This is a genomic window from Cloacibacillus porcorum (genome assembly GCF_001701045.1).
GTDB lineage: Bacteria > Synergistota > Synergistia > Synergistales > Synergistaceae > Cloacibacillus > Cloacibacillus porcorum.
Map to the genome: position 1 here is coordinate 3,503,513 of NZ_CP016757.1, position 21,011 is coordinate 3,524,523.

Sequence of the window (21,011 nt, forward strand, 5' to 3'; positions counted from 1 at the left end):
TTGAAAAGAGGTACGATCATGACATTGAGAATAGTCACAATACGTTCGATAATATATTTCGCGCTGATGACGGTAATCACGGGGATCATATATCCCCTCGCGGTGACAGCCGTCGCCAAAGTCGCCTTCCCCTACCAGGCGAACGGCTCCATCATCAGGATCGAGGGGCGAAAATACGGCGCGGAGAACCTCGGGCAGCTCTACCGGTCGCCCGCCCACCTCTGGGGACGCCAGATGAACATCGACACCAGCTTCACCGGCACAAACGGCAAACCAGCGGCCTATGCCTGGCCCTCCAACCTCAGCCCCGCGGGAGAGAAGCTCGAAGGGCTGATCGCCGAACGTGTTAAAGAGATACGCGCGGCAAACCCCGCGATGGGAGAAAGGCCAGTTCCCGTAGAACTGGTCACCAGCTCCGGCGGCGGCCTCGACCCCCACATCTCCCCCGCCGCCGCGCTCTACCAGGTACCGCGAATCGCGGCGGCCACCGGCCTCACGGAAGAGAGGGTGACGGAGATCATCAAGAAGCACACCGAGGGACGCTTTCTGGGGATCATGGGCGAACCGCGCGTCCACGTCCTGAAGGTCAACCTTGAGCTGGATGGAATCCTAAAGAACTAACGGCGAGAAAGTTCCCGCCGCCATCCTAATGGCGGCGGGCTGCGCCAGTTAAAAAGGGGAAGATGAGATGAAAGAGATGAGACGCCCCACCCCAGAAGAGCTGCTCTCGCAGCTGAAAAGCCAGCCGGACAAGGGCGAGGGGACGCTGAAAATATTCTTCGGCTACGCCGCCGGCGTCGGCAAAACCTACGCGATGCTCGAGGCGGCGCACCGCGCGAAAAAACAGGGCGTGGACGTGGTAGTCGGCTACGTGGAGCCGCACACGCGCCCCGAAACAATGAAGCTGCTTGCGGACCTTGAGGTGCTGCCGACACGGAGCGTCGAGTACAAGGGCATGAAGCTCAGCGAATTTGACCTCGACGGAGCGCTTGCCCGCCGCCCCCAGCTGATACTGGTCGACGAGCTGGCCCACACGAACGCCGCCGGTTCGCGCCATGTAAAGCGCTATCAGGACATCAAAGAGCTGCTGCGTTACGGGATCGACGTCTATACCACCGTCAACGTGCAGCACATCGAGAGCCTCAACGACATCGTCGCCTCGATCACAGGGGTGACCGTCGCCGAACGCGTGCCCGACGACGTATTCGACCGGGCAGAGCTGATCGAAGTCATCGACATCGAACCGGACGACCTCATAGAGCGCATAGAATCCGGCAAAGTCTATAAAAACGAACGGGCGAAAAAGGCGCTCGGCAGCTTCTTCACCAAGAAAAACCTCGGCGCCCTGCGCGAAATCGCGCTGCGCCGCACCGCCGACAAACAGAACCGCGCGGCGCTGGCCGAGGGAGGCGCCGTCAACGCCGGCGAACATGTGATCACCTGCATCTCCGCCGCGCCCTCCAACGCCAAGGTCATCCGCACGGCGGCGCGCCTCGCGGAGGCCTTTCACAGCCGCTTCACGGCGCTCTACGTGGAGACCGGCGGCGGCAGGCACGGCGGAGGGGATAACGGCCGCTGCCTGCAGATGAACATAAAGCTCGCGGAGGACCTGGGCGCGCAGATCGTAACCGCCTACGGCGACGATATCTCAGAACAGATCGCGCAGTACGCCAAGCAGAGCGGCGCGACAAAGGTGGTGCTGGGACGCACCAACCATAAAAACGGCCTCTTCGGAAGGAAAAAGAGCCTCATCGACCGCCTCACGGAGACCGCCCCCGAGCTTGACGTCTACATAATCCCCGACCGGCAGCCGCCGTACCGCGCGAAAAAACGTTACGGCGCGGTCGGCGTCAATCTCTCCTGGCGTGACACAGCGCGCGCGGCGCTGATCTTCGCCGCGGCGACGCTGCTCTCCCTCGCCTTCTTCCGCGCGGGCTTCCAGAACATCAACACGATCTCCTTTTATATGCTCGCAGTGCTCTTTACCTCCATCTGGACGCACGGGCATATCTACGGCGTCGCGCTCTCCTTTGCGAGCGTCGCGGCCTTCAACTTCCTCTTTATCGAACCGCTCTACTCCTTCACGATGTATGACCCCGCTTATCCCGCCATCCTCGCCGTCATGCTCTGCGCGAGCCTGCTCACCAGCTCCCTCACCAGCCGCATCAAAAGACAGGCGGAGCTCGCCTCCGGCAACGCCTATATGACGGAGGTCCTGCTGGAGACGAGCCAGCTGCTCAACAAATCCGAGGGCTTCGCGGCCACGGCGGAGGTCACGGAGAGACAGCTGCGCAAGCTGCTCGACAGGCCGGTATTCATCTACGGGGAGACGCCGCAGGGAACCCTTGCGCTGATATCCCCGGCGGAGCTGCCCGATACGGAGAAAATTTATCAAAGTGAGGAAGAGATGGGCGTCGCCGAGTGGGTGCGCACAAACAACCACCGCGCCGGCGCGACCACCGACACGCTGCCGGGCGCGAAATGCCTCTATATGGCCGTCCGCGGCGACGGAGGCGGCAGCGTTCTCGCCGTCGCCGCCGTCGCCGCGCGGTCGCTGCCGCCGCTCTCCGCCCTTGAAAAAAACCTGATCCGCGCGATGCTCGACGAGTGCGGCGTAGCGCTGGAAAAGGCCATGCTCTATGACCGCTGGGTATCAAAAAAGGCTTAAAACGCCGAAGCCGCGGCGGTACTTTCGCCAATACTGAGGGAGGGCTGACCTTAGGTCTGCGCCGTTTACCTTTGCTTTGTCACACCGGCCCCCGAGCCGATGTCCAGGGATTTTTGTGCCGCTGAATTCCGGGACAGGCCCGGAATGACAAAACAGAGGAAAACCGTTATTTATCATTTACCATATCGAAGCTAAACCGCCATTTATCTTCTTTCTGATTTTTCTTGATGCGTTTGCCCTGACAACGCTCCTCAGCCACTATATCCCGTTCCATTTTTACTATATAATGAGAGATAGTTATACGCGTCAGCCCATGCATCCTCCGGCTGGCCGCCATGCGGGAGCATATACGGGAGGAATGGCCGAAAAATGATTTCACGTCTGAAACATTTTCTGGGTTTTCAGCAGGACGACGGGGATAAAGAGGAAATATTTCTCCGCCTCTATGAAAGCGTGAGACGGCAGCACCTTGTCCTCCACCTGCTGATCATCGCCTTTGAGGTCTTCATGCTCTTTCTCATCTCCTCCAAGGATGGCGGACCCTTTCTCAAACCGCGGCGGACGGCATACTTCATCCTCTATCTGCTGCTCATCGCCGTTACCTGTGCCGTGACCCTCATACAAGACCGCCTGCTTCATACGGACCCGAAAAATTACCGGCGCTATTTCATAACGGAGCATATCTACATCGCGCTGCTCTGCCTCTGGAGCACCGCGCTCACCCTGAACGACCAGCTCGGCGGCAACGGCCTCTCCGTCTACACCTACGTCGCCATCATCAGCGCCGCCATCTCCCTGATGGAGCCCTGGAAGAGCCTCCTGCTCTACGGCGGAAACTTTATCCTGCTGAACGCGCTGCTGCCATACTTCCCCTGGCCGAACGGGCTGAACCAGACCTTCAACAACTTCACCAACAGCCTCTTCGTCGCCATCATCGCCTTTGCACTCGCGAACTATTTCTACAAGAGCCAGCTGCGGATAAAACGCGACGAAATAGTTATCGAGAGACAATATAAAGAGCTGCAGCGGGCCAACCAGACCCTCAGCCAAGAGGTGATGACCGACTCGCTGACACAGCTCCACAACCGCCGCTACCTGCGCAAGGTCATCGCCGAGCGTTTTCCGGGAAAAGAGCGGACGGCCTGCCTGATGATTGATATCGACCACTTCAAACTCTACAATGACCGCAACGGACACCTCGCGGGAGACAGATTGCTGATAGATATCTCCGAATACCTTCGCGGCGAGCTACGCGGACGCGGCGCGGATCTCGTGCGCTACGGTGGCGAAGAATTCATCGCCTTCCTCTACGGCGAAGAGGCTCTGGCGGCAAACCAGACGGCGGAGAAGATCCGCCGGGACGTCGAATCGCTGCGCTGCGCGCCGTCGGCGGGGGAAGAAAAACACATCACCGTCAGCATCGGCCTCCACCATAAAGAGCCGCACGAACAAATGACGATGAAAGAGATCATCCTGCGCGCCGACGAGGCCCTATACAGGGCGAAAGAGGGCGGCAGAAACAGAATCGTCTGCTCCTCCGCCGCATCCTTAACAGGAACAGATAATTTATCATAGACAAAGGACAAAAATAGAGATAACAGGCAAAACTATAGCCGCGCGGACGGCGGCGCGGAGAACAGAAACCGTCTCTATACCGCTGCCGGATGAACGCGAATTTTTCTAAACCGTAACCTGCCTCCAAAAGACATCATATATAATTAAAAAAGCATCATTTGTATTATAAGAGGAGGAACGCAGATATGCGGAAAGAATGCAGAAACCACGTCTACATCGTTATATTTATACTTATCACCCTCTGCGCCGTGGCGGCGGGCGGCTGCGGCGGCAGCGGCGGTGGCGAGAAGCTGTACGTCATGGGCGGTATGCACGGGGACTTGGCCGACGAGCTGAACGAGATATGCGACGTCGAAAGTTATGACGGCCTCAGCGCCGACGCGCCGCTGATCATCTCGCGTGAAGATGGTTTCAGCACCGACGAAAACACGGCGGCCGTCGTACGCAAATTCCTGGATGCGGGAATGAGTGTCGGGCTGGAACACGCGGACGAAAGGGAGATAAACGACTTCCTTGATACGCTGGGCCTTAAGGGGGACTTTGTCATGCCCTCCGGCAACAGCTATGTAGAATATTACGGCGTGAAGATCTTAAGCGGGGATATCTTCTCATATGTAATGCTCAACGACGACGAGTCTTTACCTGAGCTGCTGAACGAATTCCCGAACGAGATCGTATCCGGCGACCTGCTCGTATCGCAGGACAAAACCCCGCCGTGGCAGCCGGTTGTAACGTCGGGAGACGAAACCGTATCATTCGACCACCCCTCCCTCGACAGCAAGCCGACCGCAAACGAACTCTCGATGGCCAAAGACATTGTAAACTGGATGAACGGGAGCGCGCGGCAGGCCAAAGAGGCCGCCGACGGCAAGGCCTCGGTGCAGAGGGCCCTCAACAGCGCGGCCTCCGGGACGAACGACCTCACGCAAGTATCCCGCATGTACGAAAAGACCTATAACGCCTCACAATGGAACAACACATTCGAGATAACGGTGGACGTTTACGCCTGCCACACATATAACGAGGCGGATAAACAGGATTCCGACTGGTTCTTCATCAAACAGAAGGGACAGCTGAACCCTTCGGCAAACTACAGCAATAAAGATCACCACCGGACGACGACGGCAGTCATACAGAATTACATGGTCGAATACGGCTTTGACAACTGGATGGTCAACAAAGACAATGCGGTAAACAACAGCGTCGTGCTCAAAGAATCAAAGCCGGACACCACCGTCGGCTCGAGCGGCTTCTCCAGCGGCATCTCCTTCTCACTTGGCGGCAGCGTAGGATTTTCAGGGCTCTCCGGCACCGGCGGCATCAGCGCCGGCGTAAGTTATTCCACCAGCGAAAGCCAGACCGTCCCCGACTGCCAGGTACAAAACGAATCGAAGGGCTCGTCAAACAACATCACCCAGCAGAACGCGAAATGGAAATACACATTCTCGCGCCCGCTGCTAAAGGGAGGCCCCTACTTCGCCGCCTGCAACGACTTCTACGACGCGCCGCTCGCCTCGCGGAGCCTATTTCAGCCGGTGAACCAGTGGGCTTGGACGGTCGGCCCCAATGAGAGGGACAAGATCAAGGGCTTCAAGTTCAAATTTAGGTGGATGACCGGCTATTCCTACAGCGCCGGCTATGCCTGGTGGATCAAAGTCGCCGGAGAGGAGCACCATAACAATGCGGCGCAGGAACGGGAGTTCTACGTCTCCCTCGAAGATATCATGCCTCCGCTAATCGCCGCCAATAATCTGGACTTCTCGCAGGCGGCGGGTTATAAAAAGCTCGAACTGGGAACCTTCCGCGACTGGACGGCTGAGAGCAGCGAATCCTGGTGCACGCTGAGCCGGGCAGCAGGTACAAAAGAGGACGCTGACCAGGGCATTTATGTGGACGTCTCTCAAAACACGACGGGAGTCAACCGCGAGGCGACCATCACGCTGAAGACAAAGGACGGCAAGGGCTCCTCGACGGTAAGGGTCTTCCAGTCAAGATACTGAGGTATTAGTCCCACATTTAGAAAAAAGAACGGCGGCCGTGTGATTTCCGCACGGGCCGCCGCTCTTTTAATAATTTATATGCGTTATTGAAACTTAATGACAGCCGTGCGCCTCTCCGTGGCCGCAGCCGTGACAGCTGCCTTCGATCTCGCCGTGGTGATGGTGGTCGCACTCCGCCGCCGGGTCGTCCTTCAGCCTTCCCGCGAGAAAGGCCTTCACCGCCTCGTCGATGGAACCGCTGACGCCGGAGACCAGCTCAATGCCCGCCGCCGCGAGAACGTTCTTCGCCCCGCCGCCGATACCGCCGCAGATGAGAAGGTCCACGCCGTTCTCCTTCAGGAAACCGCCGAGCGCCGAGTGACCGCTGCCCTCCGCGTCGATCAGCCGGTGCGAAGCCACCGCGCCCTCCTTTATCTCATAGAGCGCAAACCAGCGCGTATGTCCGAAGTGCTGAAATATTTCACCGTTTTCCTCAGCCGTTACCGCAATTATTCCGTTTCTCATGATCCTCTCCATCCTTTCCCTGAAAGCCCTATCGCTCTCGATGATAAAGGGGCAGCGCCTGCATCTGGCCATTCCGCCGCACCATTCGCCGGCGATCTCGTAGTTGCCGCCGTTGATAAAGATACCCTTGCCCGTGCAGAGAGCCTCGGCCACCTTGGCGTGCGCGGAATAGATGATGCGCTGCAAAGTGCCGCGCGATACCTCCATACGGCGGGCCGCCGTCTCCTGGTCTAGCCCCTCGAGGTCGCAGAGGCGAAGGCTCTCAAGCTCTTCAAGCGAAAGGTCGAGAATCTCCGCCGCGCGGGCGTCCGGCATAAAGCGCAGAGCCGCGGGGCGGCCGCATACGCGGCGGCATTTTGTGCTTTTGGCCATGGCGTTTCTCCCTTCAAAAGTCTGGATATATCTTAATGTGCATATGCCCACTTTGTCAATGAGCATATGCACATCATTTTTCTTTTCCCGTGAGCTCGCCGATCGCGTCGGTCAGCATCGCGAAGCGCTCGCCGTCAAGCGTGTAGTGCATCCACTTCCCCTCTTTGTGTCCCTTGACAAGTCCGGCCTGACGGAGGGTCTTCATATGGTGCGAGAGGGTGGGCTGCGTTATTCTGAAACGCTCCAGCAGCTTGCAGGCGCAGAGTTCTCCGCCGGAGAGCATCTCCACGATCATCAGCCTGTTGGGGTCGGAAAGGGCCTTGAGCATCTCGGCGAGTTCCTCGTAATCTATCATGCGTGATCCTTCTTTCGACCAAAAGTATGTCTATCCGTCTATCTATTATAGCAAAAAGAATCCCGCGAGACCGCAGGAATATATTGTAATGATGATTTATCTGCGGCAGGGTAAAAGATAAATAGCGATTTATCATTTCCCTTATCGAAGGTAAGTAACGGTTTAGCTTTTGACTTGCCATTTTAGCCTCCCTCTCTGAGGGAGGTGTCGGCCGCCTGCTTTTGGCGGCTGACGGAAGGAGTGTTGCTCTGTTTGGCGCGGAAACCGCGCCAAACAGAGCCCGAGGCAAAAGCCGCGGGAGAACCTAAGGTCAACTCTCCCTCAGTCTCGGCGAAAAAACATCGCCGAGCCAGCTCTGATGTAACTACCAGCCGAATCGCACGAAATCAAAGATTTCGGCTCTCTGGCCGCCTCGGAGAGGGAGGCTGTAAGGGCAAAGTCAAAAGAAAGGTTAAACAGCTATTTATTTTTTACCCTATCAAAGCTAAATCGCTATTTATCTCTTTTCTCTAACCAAAGATGGATCGGGGTTTAGACGCGCAGCTGATTTAGTAAATAGGACCGGAGACCGACGACAAAGACGGTGGCCAAGAGCCGCCGTCACATGCAATTGCCCCACATACCCATCACGATATCGCGCAGGTCGCCGGGGCCGAACAGACGGCGCTCCCCTTCCGTCATGAGGTAAAATTCGCGGCAAAGCACGTCGTCCAGTTCCTTAGGGGTGAATGAGTATCCGAGCGCGCGGAGTGCCATACCACGTTCTCTTTTGGGCAGCATGGTGATTTCTATACATTTACCGCGTGTAGTTGTATCTTCCATCAGGTCGCGGAAGAATCGTTTCGCGTCTTTTAAGCGCAATTCGTCTCACTTCTGTTCTGTGGTTGAGGGTACAGCCCGTCACCGCCGGCAGGCTATTTTTCGAGAAAGGTTTTATCTCTTTCTGCATCTAAGCATTTTACGGAACTCTCTATCCATATCGCACCTCGTGAGTCAACAGGCAAAAGATGAGGAAGAGACAGATTGAAAAGAGTATCGCGATAAGCAGCGGCGCGTAGAATCCCTGACGTCTTACAGCCATAGAATCATCTCCAGATATAAAAACAGGCGGAACGGAGTCTTTTATTCTCCGTTCCGCACGCTGCTCTTTATTTCACGTTTTTGTTTTTTCTTACTGTACAGGGAACTAGCGCCAGAAGGGCGAGTATGCCTATACCCAGACCCGCGTTGCAGCCGCCGCCCGAACCGCCTGAGGGCGTCGGTCCCGGGGCTGGTTTTACCGTCACGGTTATCTCGGATTGTTTTTCGTAGAGAGTGCCAGCCGAGGTTGTGACTTTTGCCGTCACAAACGCTCTGCCGGCGGCCAGCGCGGTTATCTTTGCCTTTGCCGGCTCTCCCGCTAGGGCGGACGCTTTAAGTATCTTTTCGTCGCTGACGCGCCACTCTATTTCTCTGATGGTCTCGGAGGTATCCACGGGATAGAGGAATGCCGATATCTCCATCGTATCTTTTTCGATCAGCTCCGCCTTTGGGATATTGAGGTTGAGCCCCTCTGAGGGGGGTGTCACGGCGGTGACTGTGCAGGAGTCGGTGATATTGCACTGCTAAACTAATCCTGTACATATAGGGGGTAAAAGTGAGACAAGATATAATTGTCTTTTATACATGACAATAATATCTTGTGGCACAAGAGCCATGTTTATATGCACAGGAGGCCTGTAATGCGATACACGAAAGAAGAGCGTCTTGAAATCGGACGAAAAGTTTATGAGGGGATAATGACACGTTACGAGGCTGCCGAAGCCTACGGCATCAGCGACGACACGGCTAGGGACTATATGCGGATGTATCGTGATTCCAACAGTCTGCCGCCCAAGTCTTCCGGAAACGGTTCGGACAGTTATGTTTACAAGCCTTCCGAAAGACAGCCTGACCTATCAGATTATGAGTCCATGACAAAAAAAGAACTCATTGTTGAGTTGATTAAAGCGAAAGTAGCGGAAGCAAGATTAAAAAAAGGCTACGAGGTGAAAGGAGATGGTCCGGTAAAGGAATATATCCTTTTAGACAGCTCGAATACCAAGTAATTCTGGAACTATCCGAGTATTTTCCTGTAGTCATCCTGTGCCGTGTGACGGGGATTCCCAGAAGCAGCTTCTATAACTGGAAACGCAGCCTGTTTGAACCGTCCAAAAGAGCGAGGGATTTTGCTAGAAGCGTAATGCTCTTTATGGAATATCATAAAAGATATCCGTCGCACGGATACAGATGGCTTAACGCGAAGATACGCCTTGACACCGGAATAGTCCATTCAGATCCGTACGCCTATAAATGTTGCAGGGCTGCCGGTATAAAGAGCAAGGCAAAACACTACCGTTATAAAAAACCAGGCAATCCGTACAGATTATTCCCCAACCTGCTTCTTGCAGGCCTGCCGGTATACTCACCGATGCAGTACATAGCGAGCGATATGACGGCATTCTGCTTCAAAGGTACGTACTATGAGCTGACACTGTATATGGACCTATGGAACAACGAAATAGTAAGCCATGCGTTGTCTTCAAGGCGCGGAGACAGAATGACATACATAGACGGGCTGGAAGGACTGATAATGAATAAAGATAAAAAAACGGAATGGCAGACGATACTGCACACAGACCAGGGCGCGGTATACGCCTCCAAGAAATACAACGACATCTTGGAACTGAACCATATAGCCCACTCCATGTCCAGAAGCGGAACTCCTACGGACAATGCGGCGATGGAAGCGATAAACGGCTGGCTGAAAGCGGAGCTGTTTACAGACTTTCATGTAACAGGCAAAGAAAACATAGAGCGGGAGATAGAGGAATACATAAAATTCTTCAATGAAGAGCGTCCGGCCTATGCTTTGGGATACATGACGCCGAAACAGTATAAGGAGGCGTATAGCGGAAACGGCAGTTTTAGGAGTAGGACGTAACGAGATACCCCCCTACTATACAGAGTTAAGCAAGTCAACTGTCCAGGTTTTGTTGACTAGTGCAGTCCAGGTTTTGTTGACTAGTGCACTTCATTATTATTTTTACCTTATTGGTAGGTAGTTTTACTTAGTGCAGTATAGCATAATTTACTTAATCCAGGCAATTTTATTCGTTCATGGCCTTTTTTATCTTTTTACGGATCGTTTTGAGGCGCGCCGCGACGGCCTGCTGGCTGACGCCCAGGGTGCGCGCGATCTCCCGCTGGCTGCAGCCCTCGAGGAGCGCCAGCGTGATGTCGAACTCATCGGGGGAAAGGGCGCGCATGAGCGTCTCGCGCAGTTCGATTTCACGGTAGTTTTGTTCTTCCGCGCCAAGTATCTCTTCCAGCTCTTCGAGCGGCAGCTCTTTGCCGACGGCGTGCGCGCGGCGGAGGCGCGCCGCGGCGTCCCGTATGTATCCGGGCAGATGGTTTTTGAGGAAAAGCGCGAGCCACTGGGGGTCGGGGCATTTGGGGACGAGGATGAGCAGCGCGAGGCAGCCCTCCTGCACGAGGTCGTCGTATTCCGCGCCGCGTCCCTGGTAGCGTTTCGCGACGGCCTTTACAAGCGGCTTGTAGGCACGGACAGTATCAGGAACGGAAACGGGCTCCGGTCGTGGTACGGGTAGGGGAGACAAGTGAACGTTCTGGTTCTCTTTCTGCATTGTCGCAGTCCTCCTTATTGGGTTTTGTAAAGTCAAGGTGTGACAACTTTAACAGTGGGAGGAGACGAGGAAGGCGACAACGCCGCGCAGAGGCCGGGGGGTTGGGGGGTGCTGGTTGCTTGGTTGTGTGATAAGGAGGAGGGGAAATCGGTAAATTGCGGTTTATCAAAGATTTTCGGCGCCCTCTGTGAGGCGGCCAGGGAGCCAAATCAGAGTTCTTCTGATTTGTGCGATTCGGCTGGTAGTTACATCAGAGCTGGCTCGGCGATGTTTTTCGCCGAGCCTGAGGGAGAGTTGACCTTAGGTTCTGCCGCGGCTTTTGCCGCGGGCTCTGTATGGCGCGGTTTCCGCGCCATACAGAGCAACACTCCTTCCGTCAGCCGCCAAAAACAGGCGGCCGACACCTCTGATGTAACTACCAGCCGAATCGCACGAAATCAAAGATTTCGGCTCCCTGGCCGCCTCAGAGAGGGAGGCTACAAAGACAAAAGCTAGACCGTTTATCTTTTTCCCTACCCGAAGGAAATCGGCGTTTATAAGCAGAGAACCAAAACGCAAGTTTTTGCGTTTTGTGTGATTCGCTTAGTTTGTTCATCAGACGTGCGAATAACGAAATAACCGAGGGTTTGGCAAGCGGAGGCGCACTAATGTGCGGTGATTGCAAGGCAATGTCCCCGCCCTATGGCGGGGACATTCTCAAATTATCCATATTGCCGCAGCATGCGGGTACGCCTGCCGCAGCATTGCCAAACCCTCGGTTATGAAGTTAGTCGTGCGTATAAACGCCGATTTCCTAGATGTGGCAGTTCTCGGTAAAGCCGTCTATGGTCATCACCTGTCCCGATATTTTCGCTCCCGAAGGCGAGCAGAGGTAGAGGCACATATCCGCGATGTCCTGCGCCCCCACGAAGGTCCGCAGCGCGGTCTGGGAGGTGTACCCGGAGCGTACCGCCTCCGGCGAAATCCCCAGCGCCGCCGCCTCGCGCCTGATGACGCCCTCTATCCGCTCACCCTCGACACAGCCGGGGCAGACGGCGTTGGCCCTGATGCCGAATTCTCCGAGTTCGAGGGCGAGTGTCTTGGTGAAGCCGATGACGGCCCATTTGGAGGCCGCGTAGGGCGAGCGGTGCGGATAGGCGAAGAGGCTAGCGGTGGAGCCCATGTTGACGATTCCGCCGCCTCCCGCCTTTATCATCATGGGCGCGGCGAGTTTCGCGCAGAAGAACTGGCTGTCGATATTTGTACACATCGTGCGCCGCCACTCTTCCGGCTCGACTTCGTCAACGCGCGCCGTCGGCCCCGCGATGCCCGCGTTGTTTATGAGGAAGTCAAGGCCACCAAGCCGCTCTTCTATATCCGCGAAGAGCCGCTTAACATCTTCAAAGCGGGAGACGTCCGCCCGCGTATATGTGAGCCCCGGCAGTTCTTCGGCACACCGTTCAAGCTTCTCCGCGGTGCGGGCGCAGATATGGACGGAGGCCCAGCCCCGGTAAAAACTCTCGGCGATCACTCTGCCGATACCATCGGCGCCCGCCGTCACAAGTACCCGTTTGCCCTTAAAAGCCGGCTCCATTTTTTCTTAATACATCTTTCCGATGCGGCTCTCAGCGATCTCACGTACCCTGCCGGAGTGCACCAGTTCGCGCGCCCACTCCATATCGGGCGATATATAGTGATCGTTTTCCATGAAGGGCGCCCTCTCGCGTACCGCCGCGCCGACGGCGGCGGTCGCCTCGGAGAGCGGCAGCTCCTTTTGCGCGCGCAGGTCGGCGGCCTGTACGGCGGTGAGCAGCTCATTGCCGAGGACGTATTCCGCGAGCCTCACGACTTTGCAGGCCTTCATCGCGGCGTTGTATCCCATGCTCACGTAGTCCTCCTGGAAGGCGCAGGTGGGGACGGAGTCTACGGAGGCCGGATGTGAAAGCAGGCGGATCTCACCCAGCAGCCCCGCGGAGGAATATTGTACGATCATATAGCCGCTGTTCTCTCCGGGGTTTGCCACGAGGAACGGCGGCAGGCCGCTCACATGCTCGTTGACCATGCGGTCGGTGCGCCGTTCGGAGATTTTCGCAAGGTAGCCCATCGCGATGCAGATGGAGTCGCTTTCGATGCCTACGAAACCGGCATCACAGTTACAGGCGCTCAGCGCCTCGCCGCTCGGATGGATGATGGGGTTGTCGTCGCAGGAGTTAATCTCAATCTCAATCGCTGCGACGGCGTCGTCTACGGTCTTTCTCGCCGCTCCGTGCGCCTGAGGCACGCAGCGCAGTGAGAGCGCGTCCTGGAGGTTTTTACCGCCGGCCTCTTTCAAAAAGGCGCTGTCCGCCAATATTTTTCTCACATGCTCCGCCGTGGCGGCCTGCTCCTTGTGGGGCTTCACCGCCATCACCCGTTCGTCGAAGGCTTTGAGGTTCGCGGACAAGGCCTCAAGCGTGCACGAGGCGATGACGTCGGCGCACGCCACGAGGTTTCTCGCGTCATAGGCCGCGATGGCCCCCATGGCGGTAGCTGAAGTACCACCGTTGACAAAGCAGAGTCCCTCTTTGTAGCTCGGCGTGAAGGGGGTTATCCCGGCACGCCGCAGCGCCTCGCCGCCGTCGAGCAGCTCGCCGCGGTAGTAGGCCCGCCCCTCGCCGGTAAAGACGAGCGCCGCGTGCGCCTCCGCGTCAAGGTAACCGACGGAGCCGTGCAGCGGCACCCACGGGGTGACTCTCCTGTTGAGCAGCTCCGCGATCAGCTCCAATGCCTCGAACCGCGCGCCGGAGACGCCGCTGCCCACGTTGGCGAGCATCATGAAGAGCATCGCGCGCACGGTCTCCTCCTCCATCGGTTCACCGACGGAGGTACAGTGGGTCAGCATCGTATTTTTCTGATAGCGGATCGCCGAATCTTCGGGGATCGCCCGCTTCACGTTCTCCCCCAGCCCCGTCGTGATGCCATACATGCGCCGCTTCTCACGGACGAAACGGTCCACAAGAGCGCGGCATCTGTCGACACGCTCCCGGTAATTTTCACTGAAGGAGATCTTCGCGCCGAATCTTGCCACAGCGATGAGATCTTCAAGCCTTATTTCTTTATCGAGAACGACCTCTTTGATATCGTATGCTTCCTTATTCATCGACTAAACGCCTCCGTAAGATGTTTTTTGTTTTAGTTGGCTCAAAATGTTCTTTTTACCGTACATCCATCTGCTGGCACAGGGACATAGTAGATTTTTTTACCCTCTTCCGGTTTTCCAAAGAAGGCCACGTGATAGGGGCGGTAGACGCTTTTTATCTCCGTGGGCTCAAGAGAGAAATTTCCCCCGACTCGCCGGCGCAGTATTCTGCGTGCGAGGGCGTTGCCGCGCGTTACCAATTCTTCGTCCGAAAAATCAGAATGCTGCAAAGCCTCTTCCGACACCTCCGCCACCGTGGTCTCGACGCCTCTGCCGTCATAGTAAGAGACACCGCAAGTCGAGCCGTTAGCTATCATCATTATTCTACTCTTACGCGGTTTTGCCTCTTTCTTAAAGAGTTTCTCGAAAAACGGAGGCTTTGTAGTTATCTCAAAGGTAATGAGCCTGTTTTCGATGTAGATCGTCCTCATAGTGATTTCTTGCTCTTTACAGCCCCCGCCATTTATAAGGCGCGCAAGGAGGCCGTTGCTTTTGCGCGCCTCGCGCTTCGCCTCTTCCGTGCTCAGCTTTATAGGAAAAGAGGTAATGACCGCCATCGTCCCAGCCCGATCCTACTTGTGCATACCACGCGAAAATGAGAATACCTGATATATATACTTCAGAAATACCAGCGATGCAAGTAATATCGTGCCGTAAGGTACCAACCTGCCAAGCACAAAATCCACGTTATGGACTATCGACCAGCCAATGGTCACCACTTCAATAATGTACAGAAGACAGAGCATTCCGTCCATGCCAAACCATGATATCCTGAGTTCATCGTTTATTTCATTTTTTACTTCGTTATTCGCCATGATATGTACCTCCTATCAACATTTTATTGCTTTTTTATTGATTTCTGTATCTTTGCCAATTTTGCTGCCTATTACCCAGAAGATGAATGAGAGCGGAAGCGACACCAATATTGGTTCAAGTTTGCCAAAACTCTCCGATATCATTATTGGATTGAACGAGAGATACGCGAAGGCAAGGCATCCAGCCGCCATCGAAAGCAGCCCCGCCGCCTGCGTCTTTTTCCCGTTATACATCAGCACCATCAGCAAAGGAACGAAGCCGGTCGACATCCAAAGGCTGGTTAGAAAGACGACAGCGTCGTATGCGAGCCGGAAGCGGAAGAAGAGCGAAATCCCCATAAATCCCAGCAGGCAGGCGCCGACGCGGCTTAAGTTCACAAGTTTTTTATCGCTGAGCTCCTCCTTTGCGAAGATCCTGGCGTAAATATCCTTCGCGAGCGTCGCTCCGCCAACGAGGTAATAGCTGTCGATCGTGGAAATTATCGCCCCGAAGAGGCCGATGACAAAGAGGGAGCGCATTCCGACGGGAAGCTCCGAAAGTACCATATGAACATACGCGCCTTCCGGCTGCATTCCGGGAAATTTCACGCGTACAGCCATTCCCGCTATGATTGTAACGGCATCGAATATAATACAGATACAAAAGTTGGCAAGCATCGCCCGACGCGCGGTCTTTGCCGAATTACTGGCCGAGAAACGCTGGTAGAAGCAGGGGTCGGCATATACATTGACACAGAGCAGCACCAGCATCAGCGCCTTCGAGAAACGCATGCCTCCCACAGGGTGAGTGAACCCTGGTGTCGACGCCGTCGCCGCGCGTATCCCGGCCATGCCGCCAACGCTGTCATATATCTGCGGAAAGACCATGCAGACGCTCACTATCATGAAGAAAAAGAAGATCATATCAGTCACAGCGACCCCCATCAGGCCACCGAGACAGGTGAGAATGATAGTAAATACGACTACAAATATGCAAACATACATTTTATTGACGCCCCAGGCCGCCTCGCCGATAAAACCTGTCGCCGTTATTTCTCCCAGCTTTGAACAGTACATGAAGAGGAATATCGAGGCAACGATAGCCGCTACTCTGCCATAAGAGTTGGCAATGGCATCTGGAACAGTCACATCGGAACGCATATGGACACGCGGCCCTACCCACATTGCAAGCGGCAGGCGCACCACGTGTGCTCCGATAGACCAGACAAACCAGGAGGCCAGCCCAAAGACCGAAGCATAGCCGATGGCACCAACGACACCGTTGCCACCGTACCATGAGGCAATAAGCGAACCAACTACGAGCGACCATGGAAGACTTCTGTTCGCGAGATAATAGCTCTCCATGTCGGAGACTGATTTGGAGAAATAATAGCCTACTGAGAGCACTGCAATTGCAGCAATTACTATAATGATATTATCAATACCGGTTAACATGAATCCAACACCCCTTCTTTTGAGCGTCCTGTGGGCGCTTTTATCTCAAGAAAATTCCTGACTAAGCGAAAAATGCCGTCTCTTCTATATTTTTACTATTGTGATAGCGCCAACCGGACAGTTACTTGAACAGATGGTACAGCCCCAACAATCCTTTTCATCAAACGTGATTTTGCGCCCTTCATTTTTGAAAGCGCCGAAGTTGCAGACTTTTGCGCACTTACCGCATCCGACACATTTTTTCTCGTCCCATATTATGCGGTATCTTTGTTTTGGCCAAATACCCTGTGTGCCGATCCTCTTCGAAGCGCGGATCGGATAGCAGCAATCCCCGCAGCAGTTGCATATCGCAGCATTTTCTTCAGAGGTATGCATGAGGCCGCTTTTATCGGCTAGGCGGATGATCTCTTTTGCCTCTTCTTTTGTCAGCGGCCTTCCGTGCCCGCGGTCCCATTCGGAATTGAGCCCTCTCTTAAAGAGGACGCAGACATTACGTGGCTTTTCACAGTTTAGCGCCACGCTTTTGCAATTGCATGGGACCATGTAGGGTTCGCATTTAATGGAATCTATCAGAGCAAGTGTCTCATCAAGGGTAAAGAAGAAGGCGTTTTCAATAAGCCCCTCCCCTTTCAGCGCGGTTTCGAGGCGGGGCTTCGCCTTTTCCATATACTGTGCCACATACCATTCGTCGATTTTCTTGCGTTCGGGCGCGGGTATCTTCGCCCAAACCTCAGGTTCGTACTGCGTAAAAAATGCCAACCTCGTGTAGAAATTGGCTGGACGGAAAAATACTTTCCCTTCATCCTCAGCTTTATTGAAAACGCCGCGTGAATAAGCCTCTTTGATGAAGTTATCCGGGTCTTCGGTGAAATTTCTTAACAAAGTGAGAAGTTCGTCGGGAGAATAATTTCGTGGCTCCATCATCTCAAGCAAATGGAGCTCTTCCGTTCGTAGGAACATATCCATAAACGGCAGGGCAATATCTGGCACTTCGAACAATTTTGCAGCCTTATCGTACATTTGTTACACCGCCTTCTATTTTTATTAGAGTATCAGCAGAGCAAAACAAAATATTTTAGAATAACTATAAGGAACAAAATTACGTGTTGTTTTATTGATTTTATGTCTTACATGCAGCATGTAACATGTAACTGCGGGTATGTTATACTTATGAAAAGATTTTGTCAAGTTTCAAGAGGGAGAATAATAATGTCATTTTTCCATAATGAATCATTGCGAAAAAAGCTTTATGATTATATAAAATTAAAAATAAACTCTGGAGAGCTGCGCCCCGGAGACCCTATCAACCAGAAGGAGATATTTGAAGAACTCAATATCAGCCGCACTCCATACCGCGACTGTATGATTCAGCTTGAATCGGAGGGGTTTGTAAGGATCATCCCTTGTAAGGGTGTCGTTATTCGCGAGCTTTCCATAGATGAGGGTATGGACGCTCAGGAGGTGGGAGCCGCGCTTGAAGGTATGGCTTGTGAGCTCGCCTTTTACAACGCACGAGAAAGAAGCATACCCAAGCTTATCGAGTTGATTGCAAGGGCGGAAAAATGCTTCCACGATAACGAGCCTCTCGCCCCAAATCTGAATATGGAATTTCACATGGCCATCCTCGAACAGTCTCCAAACCACAGCCTTGTCGAACAGCTTATAAAGATGCGCGAGCGGATTTATGATTTTCCACAGCACGCCACGCTGCCATTGCTAAAATGGGAAAAAATGTTCTGGCAGGAGCACCGCCATTTGGTCGAGATACTGAAAAACGGCACACCCACCGAGTTTGGCCGTTATATGCGTGACGTACACTGGAAAGTTCAGGGAAGGGAAGAATATTGGGAGACCCTGCTCTCCGTCAAACCCGGAACAGTGAAGCAGTATTTTGAGCGGCGCCGTGCCTATTGCGAGCAGGAACGGGAGACAAATAACTAACACCATCCGCTTCCACCCCTCCGGCCAACGCCGGTTAATTCAGATGTCTGTCCCTGCCCAAGGATCACATGGGGCTGCCGCGCGGCGTTAAAATCCGTTATAATAGTGCGAGCAGCCATAAAAATCAGCACCCAAAGGGCGCTTTGACCAAGGGAGTAAAACATATGATCCGTTTTGAATGCGACTACGGCGAGGGGGCCCACCCCCTTATATTGGAGCGGCTCGCCGCCACAAACATGGAACAGACGGCGGGTTACGGCGAGGACCCGCACTGCGAGGCGGCCCGCGGTTACATAAGGGAGCTCTGCCGCATGCCCGACGCCGACGTACATTTCCTCGTCGGCGGCACACAGGCTAACCTCGCGGTCATCGCCGCCGCGCTGCGCCCCCACCAGGGCGTGATCGCCGCCGAGAGCGGCCATATCAACGTCCACGAGACGGGAGCGGTCGAGGCGACGGGACACAAGGTCATCACCGTGGCCGGCGAGGAGGGCAAGGTCACCGCAGACGAGATACGAGTCGTCTATGAGAGCCACTGGAAGGACCCGACCCATGAACACCTCGCCCAACCGGCGATGGTCTATATCTCAAACCCCAGCGAGATCGGAACGGTCTACACGCTGGCGGAGCTTGAGGAGATCGCCAAGGTCTGCCGCAAGTGCGGGCTGCCGCTCTTTATGGACGGCGCGCGCCTCGGCTACGGTCTGGCCTGCGAGCTCTGCGACTATACGCTCGCCGATATCGCCGCCCTCTGCGACGTCTTTTATATCGGCGGCACGAAGGTCGGCGCGCTCTTCGGCGAGGCGGTCGTCATCACCAGCGATACGCTGAAAAGGGACTTCCGCTACATAATGAAACAGCGCGGCGGAATGCTCGCGAAGGGGCGGCTTCTGGGGATACAGTTTGAGACGCTCTTCGAAGACGGCCTCTACTTCAGGATATCGGAGCATGCCGTACGGCTGGCGATGAAGCTCCGCGCGGCCTGCGCGGCAAAGGGCTATTCTTTCCTCGTCGACTCGCGGACGAACCAGCAGTTTCCTATCCTGCCCAACGGCCTCATCGAAAAGCTCGGGGAACGCTATTCTTTCGCCCTCTGGCAGCCGACGGACGCGGCGCACACGGCGGTGCGCTTCTGCACCAGCTGGGCTACGAAAGAGGAGCATCTAGACGAACTGGTAGCGGCTCTGTAAGGGCGAGATCACAGCATAAGAAGCCGCGGCGGCGCTCGGTCAAACCGGCGCCGCCGCGGCCGTTTTATCTTAAATCCTTAAAATCCGAGCTGCGTCACGATAAAGGCCGCGGCGATCGAGGCGGGCAGCACCACGAGGATGTTGCCGCTGAACCAGCCGGTGAGAAATGCGACGACCGTAGCGGCGGCGGAGCTTTTGAAATCGCCCGTCGCCCAGAGGATGTCGGGGAAGACGAGCGAACCGATGACGGCGAAGGGGATATAGCTGAGCACCGAGGAGACGAAGGGCGGCAGCCGCCGTCCCGTGAGAAAAAAGGGCGGCAGTATGCGCGAGGGCGCGGTGACGCACATCATCAATATTGAGAGAAAGACGATCTTCGACATTATCCGCGCGCCTCCTTCCCGGTGGGAAAGAGCAGCGCGCCGATGACGGCGGCGGCACCGGCGGAGATTATTATCGCCAAACCACGGTTAAGCTGCGCAAAGAGGGGCAGCCATTTAAGGAGCGCCGAGAGCGTCATCGCGGAGAGCGTAACGATAAGCGCCGCGCGGCTTTTGCGGGCCGCGGGAATGATTATCGCCAGAAAGAGCGCGTAGATCGCGATGCCCATGCTCGACTGCAAATCGCGCGGCAAAAAGGCGGTTCCGATATAGCCGCAGAGGGTGAGGACGTTCCAGGTCAAGAATATCGGCAGCTGCACGCCCCAGAGAAAACCGGGCGCGACGATCTCCGCCTCCTGCAGGGAGGCGATACTGAAGCTCTCGTCGGTGAGAAAGAAAAAGAGGGCGAATTTTTCAAATGGGTTTATCCCCCTCTCCATACGCTGGGAGATGGAGGAGCCCATCATGATGTGGCGCGCGTTGAGAAGCGCAGTGGTGATGAGTATATCGGCCATTGATACACCGATCATCAGCATATTGAGCGCGGCAAACTGGCTGGCTCCCGCAAAAACGACCGCCGACATAAAGAGGCTTTCCCAGATGCTGAGTCCGGCGGTCTTCGCAAGGATGCCAAAGGCCATCGCGCTCGGTACCATGCCGATGATGACCGGCAGAGACTTTTTCGCGCCGGCGGAAAAACCGCCCGTAACGTTCCGACGTCCGGCGGTCTCCTGAACTCTTTCCATCCGCAACACCTCTGAAATATTTATTTTTACGAAACAATTATATAATTGTACACGCCGGTTCCTTAAATAACAACCGCCGTTGCCTTGGTGCGCACCCGCCAGCGGGCCGCTTGGCCCCCGACAGAGATAAATTCGATGTTTACCCCTTGGACTATTTTTTTAATTGCAGCATGTAGTGTATAATTCACATACCTGGAAGATATTTGACC

21 protein-coding genes are annotated in these 21,011 nt (G+C 55.0%); 8 read left to right on the plus strand and 13 right to left on the minus strand.

The features are described from left to right. Positions 1–18 precede the first annotated feature (18 nt). From kdpC to BED41_RS15655, 4 genes are all read left to right on the plus strand, one after another. Complete coding sequence (gene kdpC / locus BED41_RS15640) at positions 19–621, plus strand: K(+)-transporting ATPase subunit C (RefSeq protein ID WP_066748480.1); 603 nt, start codon at positions 19–21, stop codon at positions 619–621. A gap of 67 nt (positions 622–688) precedes the next feature. Then, positions 689–2,668 carry a DUF4118 domain-containing protein gene (locus BED41_RS15645; protein WP_066748482.1) on the plus strand — a complete coding sequence of 660 codons (1,980 nt, stop codon included), beginning with the start codon at positions 689–691 and terminating at the stop codon, positions 2,666–2,668. Between the two features lie 369 nt (positions 2,669–3,037). Further along, positions 3,038–4,243 (plus strand): GGDEF domain-containing protein, encoded by a 1,206-nt coding sequence (locus BED41_RS15650; protein ID WP_066748485.1) that lies wholly within the window; start codon positions 3,038–3,040, stop codon positions 4,241–4,243. Positions 4,244–4,428: 185 nt separating this feature from the next. Further along, entirely contained in the window at positions 4,429–6,243 is a 1,815-nt protein-coding gene (locus BED41_RS15655; RefSeq protein ID WP_066748487.1) for a BACON domain-containing protein, read from the plus strand. Between the two features lie 93 nt (positions 6,244–6,336). Here BED41_RS15655 and BED41_RS15660 read toward each other — a convergent pair whose 3' ends face one another. The 4 genes from BED41_RS15660 to BED41_RS15675 form a co-directional block, all read right to left on the minus strand. Then, positions 6,337–7,119: a NifB/NifX family molybdenum-iron cluster-binding protein gene (locus BED41_RS15660; protein ID WP_066749406.1), complete on the minus strand. Its 783-nt coding sequence runs from the start codon at positions 7,117–7,119 to the stop codon at positions 6,337–6,339. A 73-nt stretch (positions 7,120–7,192) separates the two neighbouring features. Further along, the gene (locus tag BED41_RS15665) at positions 7,193–7,474 is read right to left on the minus strand and encodes an ArsR/SmtB family transcription factor (protein WP_066748490.1); all 282 of its coding nucleotides are present in this window, start codon (positions 7,472–7,474) and stop codon (positions 7,193–7,195) included. Positions 7,475–8,074: 600 nt separating this feature from the next. Then, positions 8,075–8,335, minus strand: coding sequence for a hypothetical protein (locus BED41_RS15670; protein ID WP_066748493.1), 261 nt, complete (start codon positions 8,333–8,335; stop codon positions 8,075–8,077). Between the two features lie 287 nt (positions 8,336–8,622). Then, positions 8,623–9,042: a hypothetical protein gene (locus BED41_RS15675; RefSeq protein WP_066748496.1), complete on the minus strand. Its 420-nt coding sequence runs from the start codon at positions 9,040–9,042 to the stop codon at positions 8,623–8,625. Between the two features lie 153 nt (positions 9,043–9,195). On the opposite strand from BED41_RS15675, the gene BED41_RS15680 reads away from it, so the two are divergent. Both BED41_RS15680 and BED41_RS15685 read left to right on the plus strand, forming a co-directional pair. Then, positions 9,196–9,561, plus strand: a complete 366-nt coding sequence (locus tag BED41_RS15680; protein ID WP_066742226.1) for a helix-turn-helix domain-containing protein — start codon at positions 9,196–9,198, stop codon at positions 9,559–9,561. A 35-nt stretch (positions 9,562–9,596) separates the two neighbouring features. Further along, positions 9,597–10,436 (plus strand): IS3 family transposase, encoded by an 840-nt coding sequence (locus BED41_RS15685; RefSeq protein WP_229712420.1) that lies wholly within the window; start codon positions 9,597–9,599, stop codon positions 10,434–10,436. Positions 10,437–10,602: 166 nt separating this feature from the next. On the opposite strand, the gene BED41_RS15690 is transcribed toward BED41_RS15685, so the two are convergent. From BED41_RS15690 to BED41_RS15720, 7 genes are all read right to left on the minus strand, one after another. Next, on the minus strand, positions 10,603–11,139 hold the full coding sequence (locus BED41_RS15690) for a sigma-70 family RNA polymerase sigma factor (RefSeq protein ID WP_066748498.1): 537 nt from the start codon (positions 11,137–11,139) through the stop codon (positions 10,603–10,605). 793 nt (positions 11,140–11,932) lie between these two features. Beyond that, a complete protein-coding gene (locus BED41_RS15695; RefSeq protein WP_066748501.1) occupies positions 11,933–12,712 on the minus strand; it encodes an SDR family oxidoreductase in 780 nt (259 codons plus the stop codon). Positions 12,713–12,718: 6 nt separating this feature from the next. Further along, the gene (locus BED41_RS15700) at positions 12,719–14,257 is read right to left on the minus strand and encodes an HAL/PAL/TAL family ammonia-lyase (protein ID WP_066748504.1); all 1,539 of its coding nucleotides are present in this window, start codon (positions 14,255–14,257) and stop codon (positions 12,719–12,721) included. Between the two features lie 41 nt (positions 14,258–14,298). Further along, on the minus strand, positions 14,299–14,853 hold the full coding sequence (locus BED41_RS15705) for a hypothetical protein (RefSeq protein ID WP_066748507.1): 555 nt from the start codon (positions 14,851–14,853) through the stop codon (positions 14,299–14,301). 15 nt (positions 14,854–14,868) lie between these two features. Then, entirely contained in the window at positions 14,869–15,111 is a 243-nt protein-coding gene (locus BED41_RS15710; protein ID WP_066748511.1) for a hypothetical protein, read from the minus strand. A gap of 15 nt (positions 15,112–15,126) precedes the next feature. Beyond that, positions 15,127–16,545 (minus strand): sodium:solute symporter family protein, encoded by a 1,419-nt coding sequence (locus BED41_RS15715; RefSeq protein ID WP_066748517.1) that lies wholly within the window; start codon positions 16,543–16,545, stop codon positions 15,127–15,129. 84 nt (positions 16,546–16,629) lie between these two features. After that, positions 16,630–17,565 (minus strand): 4Fe-4S dicluster-binding protein, encoded by a 936-nt coding sequence (locus BED41_RS15720; protein ID WP_066748520.1) that lies wholly within the window; start codon positions 17,563–17,565, stop codon positions 16,630–16,632. Between the two features lie 189 nt (positions 17,566–17,754). Here BED41_RS15720 and BED41_RS15725 point away from each other — a divergent pair, with 189 nt between their 5' ends. Both BED41_RS15725 and BED41_RS15730 read left to right on the plus strand, forming a co-directional pair. Further along, on the plus strand, positions 17,755–18,486 hold the full coding sequence (locus tag BED41_RS15725) for a GntR family transcriptional regulator (protein ID WP_066748523.1): 732 nt from the start codon (positions 17,755–17,757) through the stop codon (positions 18,484–18,486). Positions 18,487–18,650: 164 nt separating this feature from the next. Then, a complete protein-coding gene (locus BED41_RS15730) occupies positions 18,651–19,676 on the plus strand; it encodes a threonine aldolase family protein (protein ID WP_066748526.1) in 1,026 nt (341 codons plus the stop codon). A 77-nt stretch (positions 19,677–19,753) separates the two neighbouring features. Here the strand turns inward: BED41_RS15730 and BED41_RS15735 are convergent, their stop codons facing one another. Further along, positions 19,754–20,059, minus strand: coding sequence for an AzlD domain-containing protein (locus BED41_RS15735; RefSeq protein ID WP_066748529.1), 306 nt, complete (start codon positions 20,057–20,059; stop codon positions 19,754–19,756). Then, positions 20,059–20,802: an AzlC family ABC transporter permease gene (locus BED41_RS15740; RefSeq protein WP_066748531.1), complete on the minus strand. Its 744-nt coding sequence runs from the start codon at positions 20,800–20,802 to the stop codon at positions 20,059–20,061. Before BED41_RS15740 ends, BED41_RS15735 begins: the two co-directional genes overlap by 1 nt. Between the last annotated feature and the right edge of the window lie 209 nt (positions 20,803–21,011).